Annotated in this window: 15 protein-coding genes and 1 tRNA gene; 9 read left to right on the plus strand and 7 right to left on the minus strand. The window is 66.4% G+C overall.

All coding sequences use genetic code 11. The annotated features are described in order from the left end of the window. Positions 1–5: 5 nt before the first annotated feature. Positions 6–545 carry a 16S rRNA (guanine(966)-N(2))-methyltransferase RsmD gene (rsmD, locus tag B7L05_RS06155; protein WP_085809430.1) on the minus strand — a complete coding sequence of 180 codons (540 nt, stop codon included), beginning with the start codon at positions 543–545 and terminating at the stop codon, positions 6–8. After that, the gene (locus B7L05_RS06160; protein ID WP_085809431.1) at positions 545–1,897 is read right to left on the minus strand and encodes a pseudouridine synthase; all 1,353 of its coding nucleotides are present in this window, start codon (positions 1,895–1,897) and stop codon (positions 545–547) included. The genes rsmD and B7L05_RS06160 overlap by 1 nt, the downstream gene beginning before the upstream one ends. 121 nt (positions 1,898–2,018) lie before the next feature. Here B7L05_RS06160 and B7L05_RS06165 point away from each other — a divergent pair, with 121 nt between their 5' ends. Further along, positions 2,019–2,480 (plus strand): response regulator, encoded by a 462-nt coding sequence (locus B7L05_RS06165; protein WP_085809432.1) that lies wholly within the window; start codon positions 2,019–2,021, stop codon positions 2,478–2,480. Between the two features lie 16 nt (positions 2,481–2,496). On the opposite strand, the gene B7L05_RS06170 is transcribed toward B7L05_RS06165, so the two are convergent. Beyond that, positions 2,497–2,754 carry a hypothetical protein gene (locus B7L05_RS06170; protein WP_085809433.1) on the minus strand — a complete coding sequence of 86 codons (258 nt, stop codon included), beginning with the start codon at positions 2,752–2,754 and terminating at the stop codon, positions 2,497–2,499. A 16-nt stretch (positions 2,755–2,770) separates the two neighbouring features. After that, positions 2,771–2,926, minus strand: coding sequence for a hypothetical protein (locus B7L05_RS17380; protein WP_179187137.1), 156 nt, complete (start codon positions 2,924–2,926; stop codon positions 2,771–2,773). A gap of 110 nt (positions 2,927–3,036) precedes the next feature. On the opposite strand from B7L05_RS17380, the gene B7L05_RS06175 reads away from it, so the two are divergent. From B7L05_RS06175 to B7L05_RS06210, 8 genes are all read left to right on the plus strand, one after another. Continuing rightward, a tRNA-Leu gene (locus tag B7L05_RS06175) sits at positions 3,037–3,121 on the plus strand. Positions 3,122–3,182: 61 nt separating this feature from the next. Next, positions 3,183–4,859: a trigger factor gene (tig, locus tag B7L05_RS06180; RefSeq protein ID WP_085809434.1), complete on the plus strand. Its 1,677-nt coding sequence runs from the start codon at positions 3,183–3,185 to the stop codon at positions 4,857–4,859. Positions 4,860–4,975: 116 nt separating this feature from the next. Then, positions 4,976–5,905: a glycosyltransferase family 2 protein gene (locus B7L05_RS06185; protein WP_085809435.1), complete on the plus strand. Its 930-nt coding sequence runs from the start codon at positions 4,976–4,978 to the stop codon at positions 5,903–5,905. A 57-nt stretch (positions 5,906–5,962) separates the two neighbouring features. Then, positions 5,963–6,754 (plus strand): MipA/OmpV family protein, encoded by a 792-nt coding sequence (locus B7L05_RS06190; RefSeq protein ID WP_085809436.1) that lies wholly within the window; start codon positions 5,963–5,965, stop codon positions 6,752–6,754. Positions 6,755–6,827: 73 nt separating this feature from the next. Beyond that, on the plus strand, positions 6,828–7,517 hold the full coding sequence (locus B7L05_RS06195) for an ATP-dependent Clp protease proteolytic subunit (protein WP_085809437.1): 690 nt from the start codon (positions 6,828–6,830) through the stop codon (positions 7,515–7,517). A gap of 78 nt (positions 7,518–7,595) precedes the next feature. After that, positions 7,596–8,864 carry an ATP-dependent Clp protease ATP-binding subunit ClpX gene (gene clpX, locus B7L05_RS06200; RefSeq protein WP_085809438.1) on the plus strand — a complete coding sequence of 423 codons (1,269 nt, stop codon included), beginning with the start codon at positions 7,596–7,598 and terminating at the stop codon, positions 8,862–8,864. A 124-nt stretch (positions 8,865–8,988) separates the two neighbouring features. Then, positions 8,989–10,125 carry a calcium:proton antiporter gene (locus tag B7L05_RS06205; RefSeq protein WP_085809439.1) on the plus strand — a complete coding sequence of 379 codons (1,137 nt, stop codon included), beginning with the start codon at positions 8,989–8,991 and terminating at the stop codon, positions 10,123–10,125. Beyond that, positions 10,122–10,706: an N-acetyltransferase gene (locus tag B7L05_RS06210; RefSeq protein ID WP_256926636.1), complete on the plus strand. Its 585-nt coding sequence runs from the start codon at positions 10,122–10,124 to the stop codon at positions 10,704–10,706. Before B7L05_RS06205 ends, B7L05_RS06210 begins: the two co-directional genes overlap by 4 nt. Here the strand turns inward: B7L05_RS06210 and B7L05_RS06215 are convergent. The 3 genes from B7L05_RS06215 to B7L05_RS06225 all read right to left on the minus strand — a co-directional run bounded on the left by B7L05_RS06215 (position 10,703) and on the right by B7L05_RS06225 (position 13,680). Further along, a complete protein-coding gene (locus B7L05_RS06215; RefSeq protein ID WP_085809440.1) occupies positions 10,703–11,134 on the minus strand; it encodes an MAPEG family protein in 432 nt (143 codons plus the stop codon). The genes B7L05_RS06210 and B7L05_RS06215 overlap by 4 nt on opposite strands. Positions 11,135–11,263: 129 nt before the next feature. Then, a complete protein-coding gene (locus tag B7L05_RS06220; RefSeq protein ID WP_085809441.1) occupies positions 11,264–12,343 on the minus strand; it encodes a deoxyhypusine synthase in 1,080 nt (359 codons plus the stop codon). A gap of 107 nt (positions 12,344–12,450) precedes the next feature. Next, positions 12,451–13,680 (minus strand): type III PLP-dependent enzyme, encoded by a 1,230-nt coding sequence (locus tag B7L05_RS06225; RefSeq protein ID WP_085809442.1) that lies wholly within the window; start codon positions 13,678–13,680, stop codon positions 12,451–12,453. Positions 13,681–13,752 lie beyond the last annotated feature (72 nt).

Consider the following 13,752-nt stretch of genomic DNA (forward strand, 5'->3'; position numbering starts at 1 on the left):
CGCGATCAGGCGCGGCGCAGGATCGTGATCTTCGCCTTGCCGTAGATCCGCTCGGCGGCGATCGCGAAGCCGTCGACCGCTACGTCCTCCGTCCGGCCCGTCTCGACGCTTATCCAGGTGGCGGGCGACACCCAGCCCAACCGCGCGAGCTTGTCGAGCGCGACCGCGCCTGCGCCGCTCGCATAGGGCGGGTCCATCAGCATTACGTCGAGCGGCGCGCGTGCCGGCCCGAGCGCCAGGACGCTGCCCGCACGCACCTCGGCACCCGACGCACCCAGCGCGGCGACATTGGCGCGCAGCGCATCTAGTGCGGACTTGTCCTGCTCGACGAACAGGCATGAGGCTGCTCCGCGCGACAGTGCTTCGATGCCGAGCGCGCCCGATCCGGCAAAGAGATCGGCGACCGCCAGCCCTTCGAAGCTGCCGACGCGGCTCGCCAGCATCGAGAACAGCGCCTCGCGCGTCCGATCTGCGGTCGGCCGCGTCGCATCACCTTTTGGCGCGACGATCGGGCGACCGCGCCAATGCCCGGCGATGACCCGCATCAGCGTTTGCCCCGCGGGCTGCCCGGCCGCGGCTTGCCGGGCTTTGGCGTGCTTGGACGCGTTCGCGCTCCGGGGCGCGAACCGCCTGTGCCGGAGGCGGGGCGGCGGTCATTGTCCGCCGAGCGCGACCCTCCCGCGCGTACCGGCCTCTCGGTGTTGCCGCTCGGCGCGCTCCGATCGGTTCGACGGCCGGCTCCCACCCGCTGGTTGTCTTCCTGTTTGGCGTTCGATGTCGGCCGCTCGGCCGAACGCGTGGGGCGACCGCGCGATACGCCGGTCGTGCGACCGGCGCCGGCTTCGTCCCGAGATCTTGCGACCGGTATCGACGAGTGCGCGCCGCGCGCCGCGGCGGGGGGGCGATCGGCTTCGTCACCACGCGCTGCGCGGAACGAACGGGTGCGTGCCGATGGTCCCTTTGCGCCGCGCGTCGCGACCGTGCCGTCTGCCCGGCGGCGCGGCTCGTCCTTCGCGGGCGGCTTGCCGCCACGCGCTGGTTTGGCGACCCGCGATTTCTCGCTGCCCGCGGGCGGCGTCGGTTTGAGAACGGCATCGGCCGGCAGTTCGACCGGGGTCACCGCGCGACGGCGTGCGGGTTGCGGGAGGTCGCGGCGTACCGGATCGGCGCGGAAGCTCTCAACGTCGTGGCGCCGCACTTCGCCGATCTGGCCCGGCTGGAGATCGCCGAGCAGGAACGGCCCGTAGCGCGTGCGGATCAGGCGGCTGACCTGAAGCCCGAGATGCTCAAGCACGCGGCGCACCTCGCGGTTCTTGCCTTCCTTGAGGATCATCTCGATCCATACATTGGCGCCCGTACGGCGTTCGATATTGGCGTCGATCGAGCCGTAGCGGATGCCCTCGATCTCGATCCCGTCGATCAGCTCCTCAAGCTGCGGTTGGCTGATCTGACCGTAAGCGCGAGCGCGATAGGCGCGCTCGACCCCTGTCGCGGGTAGCTCGAGCTGCCGCTTGAGCTCGCCGTCGGTGGTCATCAGCAGCAGGCCTTCGGTGCTAAGATCGAGCCGCCCGACCGGCATTAGCCGCGGCAAGCCCTTGGGCAGCCGATCGTAGATCGTCGGGCGACCGGCGGGATCACGCTCGGTCGTCAACAGGCCGGGGGGCTTGTGGTAGAGGAACAGCCGCGCAGGTTCGGCCTCGGCGACGGCGTTGCCATCGACGGTGACGCCGGCCAGCGACGGCAGGATCGTCGCCGGGGTGTCGACTACCGCCCCGTGGAGCGACACGCGGCCTTCGGCGATCATTCGTTCCACTTCGCGGCGCGAGGCGACGCCCGCGCGGGCGAGCAGTTTGGCGATCCGGTGCGTAGCGGACCGATCGGGGGACGTCTTGGGCATGGCGCCTGATACATGCGATGCGCCGCGCGCGAAATTAAATGCGACCGGGAAGAGGCGGCAGCGTTATCGCTGCGCAGGCGTTACGATGCCGACGCATGGCTCGTACAAACAGGATGTTCGGATGATCTTCGGCCGACGGAAAAGATCGATCGTTCGGCTTCTCGTCGTCGAGGACGAGCCGCTGGTCGCGTTCGACGTCGAGCACATGCTGACCGAACAGAAGTTCGAGATTGTCGCGACGGTCGATCGCGTCGCCGACTCGCTCGCGATCATCGCCTCCGGCACCGATATCCATCTGGTGCTGGTCGACGTCGTACTGGCCGATGGTAGCGGCGTCGACGTGGCGCGCGCGGCGCAGGCGCGCGGCATCCCCGTCATGTTCGTTACCGGTCATTGTCCGGGGGAGGCGGAGGCCGTCGCGAACGGATGCCTCTCAAAGCCCTATTCGGATCGCGACCTTGTCGGAGCGATCCGCGCCATCGAGGCAAACCATGAAGGGCGAAAGCCTCCGCGACTGCCCGGTGGGTTCCGTTTGTTCGAACACGCAAGGGCTGCCGCCGGCAACGGCGCTATCGCCACTTAGGCGAAACGTCCGAGTGTCAGTCGATTAGGGGATCGCTGTCGGCTCCCGGCGCTAGGTCGACGTCGGCGAAAGGTGCCGACCCGCTGCTTCGATCGCCGGCGGCACCTTCGTCAGCGGCGTCGGCGTCGGCCCCTGCGGTCCGCGTGGCCGCATGCTGATCCGCCTCGGTGCGGGCCGCGTCGTCCTGCGCGGCAGGCGGGCTATCCGGTGCGACATCGCTGTCGTGCTCCGGCACGCTATCTGGATTGGGGTCGCTGCCGCGCTGATCCGTCATGTCGGATGCCGCCTCCTTATAAGCTTGGCTGACTTGGCGCGGGGTCGCTGCTCGGCGTGCCGGGTGCCGGCTGATCGATGTCGGGCGCGGGCGGCGTGATTTCCGGCGGCGGCGTGTCGGGCTGGCCGGGCTGCGTGGGCTGCGGGACTTCGTTGGGGGGGACGGATGCCATCGGTGGTGTTCCTCTCGCCCGCTCAACGCGCCGCGCGGATGCAAGTTGCCGGCGCGGCTTGCCGTGCGCTCGCGTGCGGTATAGAGGCCCGCGACCGGCGGTGCCTAGATGCGGGCGTGGCGGAACTGGTAGACGCGCTGGATTTAGGTTCCAGTATCGCAAGATGTGGGGGTTCGAGTCCCTTCGCCCGCACCAGTACTCCGCGGCATGTTCGCGGACAGGCACCATCCACGAAATTTCAGTTGAAGGCACGAAGATGCAGACTGTCGAGACGTTGAACGAGGGCCTGAAGCGCGCCTACACGCTGACCATCCCGGCCAAGGACATCGAGGGCCGGGTGGATGCGGAGCTGAAGCGCGTCGCGCCGCAGGTGCGCATGCCCGGCTTCCGCCCCGGCAAGGTGCCGGCGAACCTCGTGCGCAAGATGCACGGTCCGGCGCTGCTTCAGGACGCGCTCAACACCTCGATCCAGGAGGGCATCCAGTCGCTGATCGCCGAGCAGCAGCTGCGCCCGGCGATCCAGCCGTCGGTCGAGCTCGTCGAAGGATATGAGCCCGGCAAGGATGCCGAGCTCAAGATCGAGCTCGAAGTGCTGCCGCAGGTGCCGGCGCCGGCAATCGATGGGCTGAAGCTGGAGAAGCTGACCGTTCCCGCCGATGACGCGACGGTCGACGCACAGCTGCAGAAGTTCGCCGACCAGTCGAAGCGCTGGGACGATACCGAAGAGGGCTATGCCGCGCAGCCCGGCGACCTCGTCACCGTCGACTTCGTCGGCAAGACGATGGACGGCGTCGCCTTCGAGGGCGGTACCGGCAGCGACATGGCGGTCGAGCTCGGCGCGGGCCGTCTGATCCCCGGCTTTGAAGAGCAGGTGGTCGGCGCGAAGGCTGGCGAGGATCGGCAGATCAAGGTGACTTTCCCCGAGGACTATCAGGCGAAGGAACTCGCCGGGCAGGACGCGACGTTCGATCTGGTCATCAAGTCGGTGAAGACCGCCGGCGAGGCGACGGTCGACGAGGAATTGGCGAAGAACCTGGGCCTCGAGAGCCTGGAGCAGCTGCGCGGCCTCGTCCGCGGGCAGATCGAGCAGGAGCTCGCCGGGCTGACGCGCACCTACATGAAGCGCAAGCTGCTCGACCAGCTTGCCGCGGGGCACGATTTCGAAGTGCCGCCGTCGATGGTCGAGGCCGAGTTCCAGCAGATCTGGAGCCAGCTCGAGCACGAGGCGACGCACGAGCCCGATCCCAAGGCCGCGATGGAAGAGATGGAGAAGGAGCGCGACGATTATCGCGCGATCGCCGAGCGCCGCGTTCGCCTCGGCCTGCTGCTCAGCGAGATCGGCCAGGCGAACGGCGTCGAGGTGTCGAGCCAGGAAATGAACCGTCTGATCGCACAGGCCGCGCAGCAGTATCGCGGTGAGGAGCAGCAGCGCTTCATTCAGTACATCCAGCAGGAGCCGATGGCTGCCGCGCAGCTGCGTGCGCCGCTGTACGAGGACAAGGTCGTCGACTTCCTGTTCGACAAGGCCGAGGTAACCGAGCGCGAGACGACGCGCGAAGATCTGGAGGCGGCGATCGAGAGCGAGGACGGCTTCGCGACCGGTACGCACCATCACGATCACGACAACCACAAGCCCAAGCAGAAGGCCAAGAAGGCCGACGACGCGTCGTCGACGGACACCGACGCGGCAGCGGACGCGCCGGTCGAGGCAATCGAGGGCGAGCAGAAGCCGGCCAAGAAGCCTGCTGCCAAAAAGAAGGCGGCCGAGCCGCAGGACGGCGAGGGCGAAGCGGCACCGGTGAAGAAGCCGGCGGCGAAGAAGGCCAAGCCCGTCGCGCAGGATCAGAACGCGGCGGCCGAGGCTCCGGCAGGCGACGAGGCGGCCAAGCCCAAGAAGGCCGCCGCAAAGAAGGCGCCGAAGACCGAGGCCTGATCGCGTCACGGCCGTCCGGCGCGTGACCGGCGTCCACTGTTCCGCAAGAACCTTGTCGTAGAAGGCAGTGACAGTGGACCCGCGCGGCCGTTGCGCGGTGACGATAGGAAGAACCCGTGCCCGAGCCGACGATCGCCGTTCTTCTGCCGTGTTACAACGAGGAAGCGGCGATCGCGCAGACGGTCGCGGGGTTTCGCGCGGCGCTGCCGTCCGCGACGATCTACGTCTACGACAATAATTCGCGCGATCGCACGGTCGAAGTCGCGCGCGACGCGGGCGCGGTGGTGCGCACCGAGCGAACGCAAGGCAAGGGCGCGGTGGTGCGCCGCATGTTCGCCGATGTCGATGCCGACATCTACGTCATGGCGGACGGCGACGCGACCTACGATGCCGCGTCAGCCCCGACGCTGGTGCAGCGAATGGACGACGAGCAACTCGACATGGTGGTCGGCTGCCGGATCGGCGAGGCGGCGGCGGCGTATCGGCGCGGGCATCGGCTCGGCAACGCGATGCTCACCGGCATGCTTGCCCGGCTGTTCGGCCGCAGCTTCAGCGACATTCTGAGCGGCTACCGTGTCTTCTCGCGACGGTTCGTGAAGAGCTTCCCGGTGCTCTCGGTCGGTTTCGAGATCGAGACGGAGATATCGGTCCATGCGCTCGAATTGAAGATGCCGGTGGCGGAGATCGAGACGCCCTATTTCGCGCGTCCCGAAGGCTCGGTGTCGAAGCTCAGCACCTATCGCGACGGCTGGCGCATCCTTGGCACGATCGCGACGCTGTATCGCATCGAGCGTCCGCTGTGGTTCTTCGGCGCGTTCGGCGCGGCGCTGCTGCTGCTCGCCGTCGTGCTCGCGATTCCGCTCGCCATCACCTACGCGCAAACGGGGCTGGTGCCGCGCTTCCCCACCGCGATCCTCGTCACCGGGCTGACGATCCTCGCCGCTTTGTGCGGTTTCGCCGGGCTGATCCTTGACACCGTCGTACGCGGGCGACGCGAAGTTCGGCGCCTCGCCTATCTGGCCCATCCGGCACCGGGAAGCCGCTGATCGCAGCGCGCCGTTATCGTGCTGGCGGCTGCGTCTGACCTGGGCTAGCGTTGCCGCATGATCGTTCGTCTTACCCGCCCGCTTGCCATTGCATCGCTTGCTGCGATTGGGCTGTCTTCCCCCGTACAGGCGCAGGACGTGCAGCCGCCGCATCGTTACCGCGTGACGCTAGGGCCGCAGGTCGGGCCGCGCTATCCCGGGGCGGACGGGGCTAACATCACGCCGTTCTTCGATCTGGCGCGCGCACGCGGCGACGAGCAGTTCGTCTTTTCGGCGGCGGACGAGAGCTTCGGATTATCGCTGTTCCAGGCGAACGGCTTTGCTGCGGGCCCGGTGCTCGGGCTCGAGGGATCGCGGCGCAAGCGCGATGCGCTGGGCCTGCCACGCGTCGGCTTCACCTTTGAGCCGGGTGGCTTCGTCCAATATAACTTCGGCGAGCCGCTGCGCGCCCGCGTCGAGGTGCGCCAGGGCATCGGCGGGCACAAGGGGCTGACGAGCTACGCCGGCGTCGACTATGTCGCGCGCGATCGTGACGAGTGGCTGTTCGCGATCGGACCGCGACTGACGGTGTCGAACGGGCGTTATCAGCGCGCCTATTTTGGCGTGCCGGCCGACCGATCGATCGCGAGCGGGCTGCCCACCTATCGTCCTTCGGGTGGCGTCCAGGCCGTCGGCGGCACCGCGAGCTTCATCAAGCGCCTGACGCCGCACTGGGGCGTCTATACCTACGGCAAGTACGATCGGCTGGTCGACGATGCTGGTCGTTCGCCTGTCGTACGCGCCTATGGCTCACGCAACCAATGGTCGGCCGGACTTGCGGCGTCCTACACCTTCGGCGGCGGGAACTGACCGCGCGCAGGTCTTGAAGTCGCTCGTTGCGCGGGCGACATAGGTGACCTCCAGGGCATAAGAGAGACTTTCAATGCATAATCCGTTCGAGACCGGTGACTTTGCAGGGGCCCTGGCGCGTGCCGGTGTCGGCATGCAGCAGACGCAGGCCGGGCTCGTCCCCATCGTGATCGAGCAGTCGAACCGCGGCGAGCGCTCGTTCGACATCTTCAGCCGCCTGCTGCGCGAGCGCATCGTGTTCGTGACCGGCGGCGTCGAGGACGGCATGGCCAGCCTGATCACCGCGCAGCTGCTGTTCCTTGAATCGGAGAACCCGAAGAAGGACATCTTCATGTACATCAACTCGCCGGGCGGTGTCGTCACGGCGGGCATGGCGATCCACGATACGATGCAGTACATCCGGCCGCGCGTCGGCACGGTGTGCGTCGGCCAGGCGGCGTCGATGGGCAGCTTCCTCCTTGCCTCGGGTGAGCCGGGGATGCGCGTCGCGCTCACCAACTCGCGGATCATGATCCACCAGCCGTCCGGCGGCGCGCAGGGCATGGCGGCGGACATCGAGATCCAGGCGCGCGAGATCCTGCGCATGCGGCATTTCCTCAACACGCTGTACGCCAAATACACCGGCAAGCCATTGGAGGAGATCGAGCGCGCGATGGATCGCGACAAGTTCATGAGTGCCGACGAGGCCAAGGAATTCGGCCTGATCGACGAGGTGTTCGACAAGCGGCCCGCCCCGGCCGATGATGTGGCAGCGGCGGCCTGAGCCTCGTTAGCCTTTTTCCGGCATTGCCGGATCGAGATTGGCCGGGTTACCATGCCCGGCCGAAAAGGAAGTGATTGAATGACCAAGCTCAGCGGCGGTGACTCGAAGAGCACGCTCTACTGCTCGTTCTGCGGAAAGTCGCAGCACGAGGTCCGCAAGCTCATCGCCGGCCCGACCGTGTTCATCTGCGACGAATGCGTCGAGCTGTGCAACGACATCATCCGCGAGGAGACCAAGTCGGCGCTCGTGTCGAAGAAGGACGGCGGCGTACCGACGCCGCAGGAGATCTGCGACGTCCTCGACGATTACGTCATCGGGCAGAAGCAGGCCAAGCGCGTGCTCTCGGTGGCTGTGCACAACCACTATAAGCGGCTGAATCACGGCGCCAAGGGTGCCGACGTCGAGCTCGCCAAGTCGAACATTTTGCTCGTTGGCCCGACCGGCTGCGGCAAAACGCTGCTGGCGCAGACGCTGGCGCGCATCCTCGACGTGCCGTTCACCATGGCGGATGCGACGACGCTGACCGAGGCCGGCTACGTTGGCGAGGACGTCGAGAACATCATTCTCAAGCTGCTCCAGGCGTCCGATTATAACGTGGAGCGGGCACAGCGCGGCATCGTCTATATCGACGAGATCGACAAGATCAGCCGCAAGGCCGAGAACCCGTCGATCACACGCGACGTGTCGGGTGAGGGCGTGCAGCAGGCGCTGCTGAAGCTGATGGAGGGCACCACCGCCTCCGTCCCGCCGCAGGGCGGGCGCAAGCATCCGCAGCAGGAATTCCTGCAAGTCGACACGACCAATATCCTGTTCATCTGCGGTGGTGCCTTCTCGGGCCTCGAGAAAATCATCGGCGACCGCTTGCAGGGCAAGTCGATCGGGTTCGGCGCCTATGTCGCCGCGCCGGAGGAGCGCCGCACCGGCGAGATGCTGCGCCAGACCGAGCCGGAGGATCTCCTCAAGTTCGGCCTAATCCCCGAGTTCGTCGGCCGTCTGCCGGTGATCGCGACGCTCGAGGATCTCGACATCGCGGCGCTGGTGAAGATCCTGAGCGAGCCGAAGAACGCGCTCGTCAAACAGTATCAGAAGCTATTCGACATGGAGGAGGTGAAGCTTGGCTTCACCGACGACGCGTTGGTGACGGTCGCCAAGAAGGCGATCGATCGCAAGACGGGCGCGCGCGGGCTTCGCTCGATCCTCGAGGCGATCCTGCTCGACACGATGTTCGAGCTGCCGGGCATGGATTCGGTCGACGAGGTGATGATCGACAAGGACGTGGTCGACGGGCGCAAGGAGCCGATCCGCGTCTATGCCGACAAGAAAAAGGCGACCAGCGGCGCGGCGTGACCGTTTTCGCCACTTGAATCCTTACGGAGGGGCGTCGGGAAACCGGCGCCCCTTTTTGTTGCGCATCCGCGCGGACCCAACGCGCGCCCGCGACATTTGTCTTACGTAGCCCAACGGAGAAATAATGCCGGAACAAGCCAACAACGTCGACGCGATCGTGCCGCCTGCCACGCAGCGCGCGCTTTTGAAACGGCTCGCGCTGCCGTGGTGGACGATATTGTTCCCTTTCCTTGCCGCCGTCGCCGTGCTCGTATCGCTTTACACGATGGGCACCGTGGGGACGATCGGTGCCTCGGTTGTGCTGATCGGCGCGGTGCTTGCCGCCGTCCATCATGCCGAAGTCGTCGCGCACCGGGTCGGTGAGCCGTTCGGCACCTTGGTGCTGGCGATCGCGGTGACGGTGATCGAAGTGTCGCTGATCGTCAGTCTGATGCTATCCGATGCCGGCGACGCGTCGGCGCTGGCGCGCGACACCGTCTTCGCCGCGATCATGATCATCATCAACGGCATCGTCGGCCTGTGCCTGATGGCCGGGGGGCTCCGGCATGGCGAGCAGCGCTTCACGTTGCGGGGGGTGAGCGCGGCGCTGGCGGTGCTCACCGCAATGGTCGTCCTGTCGCTGGTGCTACCAAACTTCGTTACCAGCGCGCCGGGGCCGACCTACGCACCGCCGCAGCTGATATTTGTCGCGATCGTCTCGCTGTTCCTTTACCTGATGTTCGTCCTCGTACAGACGGTGCGCCACCGCGAATACTTCCTGCCCGACGAGGAACTGCCCGCCGACTCGCATGCGGAGCGACCGTCGGTGCTGACGACCTGGACGTCCGTAGGCCTGCTTCTCGTGGCGTTGGTTGGCGTCGTGCTACTCGCCAAAGGGCTATCGGGCATCGTCGAGCGGGCGGTGCTCGATGCAGGCTTGCCGCTGGCGATCGTCGGCGTCGTGATCGCGGCGCTGGTGCTCGCGCCGGAGAGCCTGGCTGCGTATCGCGCGGCGAAGCGCAACCGCTTGCAGACCAGCCTCAACCTCGCGCTGGGTTCTGCGCTGGCGACGATCGGGCTGACGATCCCGTCGGTGGCGATCGTCTCGCTGATCCTTGATCTACCGCTAGCGCTCGGCATCGGATCGAAGAACATCACGCTGCTGATCCTGTCGATGTTCACGATCACGCTGTCGCTCGGCACCGGGCGCACGACGATCCTCGGCGGTGCGGTGCATCTGGTGATCTTCGCCGCCTATCTGTTCACGACGATCGTGCCGTGAACCTCGTGCGGCTTGCCGGGAAGGCCGATCGCATGCGTGTCGCCGCGATGTTGGCGCGCGCGTTCGACGATGATCCCGCGATGCGCTGGATTTTCCCCAATGCGGAGGAACGCGCCCGCCGATTGCCGCGGCTGTTCGCGATTCTGTTCGACGAGGACGCCGCGGGGATGCGGCTGGTGGCGCCGCAAGCGCAGGCTGCGACGCTGTGGTGGGCGCCCGGCTGCGCGAGGACCAACGTGGTTCAAATCGCTTGCAGCTTGTGGTCTTACTGGCGCGCGCTCGGGCCCGGCATTCCACGCGCGCTCGCGCTGTCCGGGGCGATCGCGGCGCATATGCCGACCGGCGCCTTTTGGTATCTACACGTCGCAGGCTGCGATCCAGCGGCGCAGGGGCGGGGGCTGGGCGGCAACGTGATCCGCGCTGGCCTGTCGCGCGTTGCGGGGCGCTTCCCGGTGTACCTCGAAACAGCGACCGAGAAGAACATCGGCCTCTATCAGCGGTTCGGCTTCGTCGTCACCGATGAATGGCAGGTCAGCAGCGACGGGCCGGTCTTCTGGTCGATGCTGCGCCCGGCCGACTAGAAGACCTGTGTCATCGCGATTAGCGTCAGGCCGATTAGGCAGGCGGTGGACAGCACGAACAGGATGAAGCGCGGCTTCACCTTGTTGACGGTCGCCTGCACCAGGCTGTGGGCGATACGGATAAGCGTGTAGCCCCAGGCCAGGGCCACGCTGCCGGCGTGGTTCCCCGTACCGGCAAGCACCAGCGCGCCGCATACCGCATAGAACAGCGTCGGCTGCTCCATCAGGTGATTATAATTGTGCGCCTTCCACTGCGCGGCGGCGGGTAGCGAACGATCGGCGTGCGCCGCCTTGGTCCCGACCAATCCGGCCATGCTGATCCCCGCGTTGCGCAGCGCGGGCAGGCGAGTCGCGAGCATCCAGCCGAACATGACGAGCGTCCACGCGATCAGCGTGACGACGGGTTGGAGCAGCGCGATCTTTGCCATGGCGACAGGCTAGCGCGCCCGCTGCCGCATGTCAGGCGGATGTTTTACGGCAAAAGAAAGCCCTCCCGCAGCAGCGTCACCGAAGCGACGTGGCGCGGGAGGGTGATGGTTCAACCCGGTTGCAATGGATCAGGCGAACAGCTTCGCCCAGCCGCGCTTGGCGCGATCCTTCCAGTGGCCGCGGTGATAGGCGTCGGATGCCAGCAGCGGCATCACCGACCCCGCCTCGGCAAACACCATCTGTTCGATGCCGGTGTTCACCTTGCCCCAAGAGGCGGCCTCCTGCAGCGTCGAGGACGAACAGGCGCCGTCGCGCACGTCGGCGACGGTGATCTGCACCGCGTACTTGTGCACCTCGACGTCCTCATGGCCGAGGATCTCGGCGCAGACGACGGTGTCCTGGATGAAGTTCTTCGGCACGCCGCCGCCGATCATCAGGAGCCCGGTGGTGCCGGCCTCGATCTTGATCTGCGTCAGCTCACGAAAGTCGGCAATCGCGTCGAGCACCATATACGGGCGGCCCTCCTTGGCGGCGTCGACCTGGTGCTTCACCAGACCGAAACCGGCCGACGAGTCGACGAACGCCGGGCAGAAGATCGGCACATCATGCTCATAGGCGAGCTTGACGAGGCTGTTGTCCTTCTTGCCGTGTTCGACGAGATACTTGCCCATCTCACGGATGAAGGCACGCGAGCTGTACGGCTTGGGCTCAAGCGACTCGGCGATCTTGTTGATCGTGAAGTCGCAGTCCTGCAGCTGCTCCTCGTCGATGTACGTATCGTAGATGCGATCGATGTAGAGCGAGCGCAGCGTGTCGTCGTCGGGCACTTCGAGCGCCTGGTAATGCTTGTGGCCGAGCCCCTCGAAGAAATCCATGTCGACGATCGTCGCGCCGGTCGCGACGATGCAGTCGACCATGTTGTTGCGGACGAGCTCGGCATAGAGATCCATGCAGCCTCCGGCGGAGGTCGAGCCTGCAATCACCAGCACGACGGTGCAGTCCTTGTCGGCCAGCATGTCGTTATAGATCTTGGTCGCGCGGCCGAGATCGCGGCTGGTGAAGCTCATGTCGCTCATCGCGTCGACGATCGGGCGCGCGTCGAACGAGCGGATGTCGATATGCTTGACCTGCTTCGAGAGCAGTTCCGCCTTGCGGGTGTCGTTGATCGGCGCGTTCGCCGCTGCGGTCTTCGTGAGGGTGTCAGTCATGAGGATGCTCTCGCATGATTGCACAGTCGTTCGAATGGGGACGCGCTAACCCGTAGGTGCGGCGGCACCCGAGGGCGCCGCCGCTATTCGATGATGTAGGCCGTGCGTTACAGCTTTACGACGTTGGATGCGGCTTCGCGTTCCACGGTCGTGTACATCGAGACCATCGGTTCGTCGGCGACGATCACCGTCTCGTCCGATCCGAAGCCGTTGAAGGCGGTGCGCATCGCCGAGCCGTAGGCGCCGAGCATGCCGATCTCGAAATAGTCGCTGGTCTGGATGTCGGCCGGCAGCAGGAACGGGCCCTGCATGTGGTCGATATCGTCGCAGGTCGGTCCGTAGAACGAGAAGGGGTGATCGCGCACGGTCGACTCCGGCTCACGCAGCAGCGCGACGGGAAAGCGCCAGCCGATATGCGCCGCGTCGAACAGCGCGCCGTAGGCGCCGTCGTTGATGTACAGCTCGTTGCCACGACGCTTCTCAACGCGCACGACGATGCTGCTGTACTCGGCGCACAGCGCACGGCCGGGCTCCGCCCACAGCTCGGCCGAATAGCTGATCGGCAGGCTCTCGAACGCGCGGTGGATCGTCTCGAAATATGCCTCGAGCGGCGGCGGCTCCATGCCCGGGTAGGACGAGGGAAACCCGCCGCCGACATCGATCACGTCAACCGTCACCGCCGCCTCGACGATCGCCGCGCGTACGCGCTCCATCGCATCGGCATAGGCGTCCGGCGTCATCGCTTGGCTGCCGACGTGGAAGCAGATGCCGAGCGCATCGGCCGCCTGGCGAGCAGCGAAAAGCAGCGGCTTCGCCTCGTGCGGCGCAACGCCGAACTTCGACGCAAGGCTGAGCTTCGAGTGTTCCGACGACACACGCAGGCGGACACACAGCGTCAGGTCCGCCGCATTGCGCGTCGCGCGCATGATCTTCTCGAGCTCTTCGAGCGAGTCGAGGCTGAAGGTGCGCACGCCATGCGTGAAATACGCCTCGGCGATCGCTTCCTCGGCCTTCACCGGGTGCATGAAGCACAAGGTGGCGTCGGGCAGCGTGCGCGCGACGAGCCGCACCTCGGCGATCGAGGCGACGTCGTAATGCGTGATGCCGTTATCCCACAGGATCCGGATCAGCTCGGGCGAGGGATTGGCCTTGACGGCGTACATCGACCGGCCCGGGAACTTCTCCACGAAGAACCGGGCGGCGCGTGCCGCGGCGTGCGGACGCACGAGCGTGACCGGCTGGACCGGCTTGCCCTGTGCGATGTCGATGGCGCCCGAAACGGTCGGGACGTCGGTCGAGAGGGGCGCTAGCCCCAGCGCGCAATGATCCTGGTGCAATTCAAGGGACCTCCAATGCCAGAGGGCAAGCCCCCGGTCTTCAGTTGCGAAAACACTGCCTTGCGGTGGAAG

Origin of the sequence: Sphingomonas sp. TZW2008 (assembly GCF_002117915.1) — a bacterium.
Classification (GTDB): Bacteria; Pseudomonadota; Alphaproteobacteria; order Sphingomonadales; family Sphingomonadaceae; genus Sphingomonas.

Excerpts from the sequence above, each read along its gene's own strand:
- rsmD (WP_085809430.1), bottom strand. The coding sequence starts at position 545 with ATGCGGGTCATCGCCGGGCATTGGCGCGGTCGCCCGATCGTCGCGCCA.
- B7L05_RS06160 (WP_085809431.1), bottom strand. The coding sequence starts at position 1,897 with ATGCCCAAGACGTCCCCCGATCGGTCCGCTACGCACCGGATCGCCAAA.
- B7L05_RS06165 (WP_085809432.1), top strand. The coding sequence starts at position 2,019 with ATGATCTTCGGCCGACGGAAAAGATCGATCGTTCGGCTTCTCGTCGTC.
- B7L05_RS06170 (WP_085809433.1), bottom strand. The coding sequence starts at position 2,754 with ATGACGGATCAGCGCGGCAGCGACCCCAATCCAGATAGCGTGCCGGAG.
- B7L05_RS17380 (WP_179187137.1), bottom strand. The coding sequence starts at position 2,926 with ATGGCATCCGTCCCCCCCAACGAAGTCCCGCAGCCCACGCAGCCCGGC.
- tig (WP_085809434.1), top strand. The coding sequence starts at position 3,183 with ATGCAGACTGTCGAGACGTTGAACGAGGGCCTGAAGCGCGCCTACACG.
- B7L05_RS06190 (WP_085809436.1), top strand. The coding sequence starts at position 5,963 with ATGATCGTTCGTCTTACCCGCCCGCTTGCCATTGCATCGCTTGCTGCG.
- B7L05_RS06195 (WP_085809437.1), top strand. The coding sequence starts at position 6,828 with ATGCATAATCCGTTCGAGACCGGTGACTTTGCAGGGGCCCTGGCGCGT.
- clpX (WP_085809438.1), top strand. The coding sequence starts at position 7,596 with ATGACCAAGCTCAGCGGCGGTGACTCGAAGAGCACGCTCTACTGCTCG.
- B7L05_RS06205 (WP_085809439.1), top strand. The coding sequence starts at position 8,989 with ATGCCGGAACAAGCCAACAACGTCGACGCGATCGTGCCGCCTGCCACG.
- B7L05_RS06215 (WP_085809440.1), bottom strand. The coding sequence starts at position 11,134 with ATGGCAAAGATCGCGCTGCTCCAACCCGTCGTCACGCTGATCGCGTGG.
- B7L05_RS06220 (WP_085809441.1), bottom strand. The coding sequence starts at position 12,343 with ATGACTGACACCCTCACGAAGACCGCAGCGGCGAACGCGCCGATCAAC.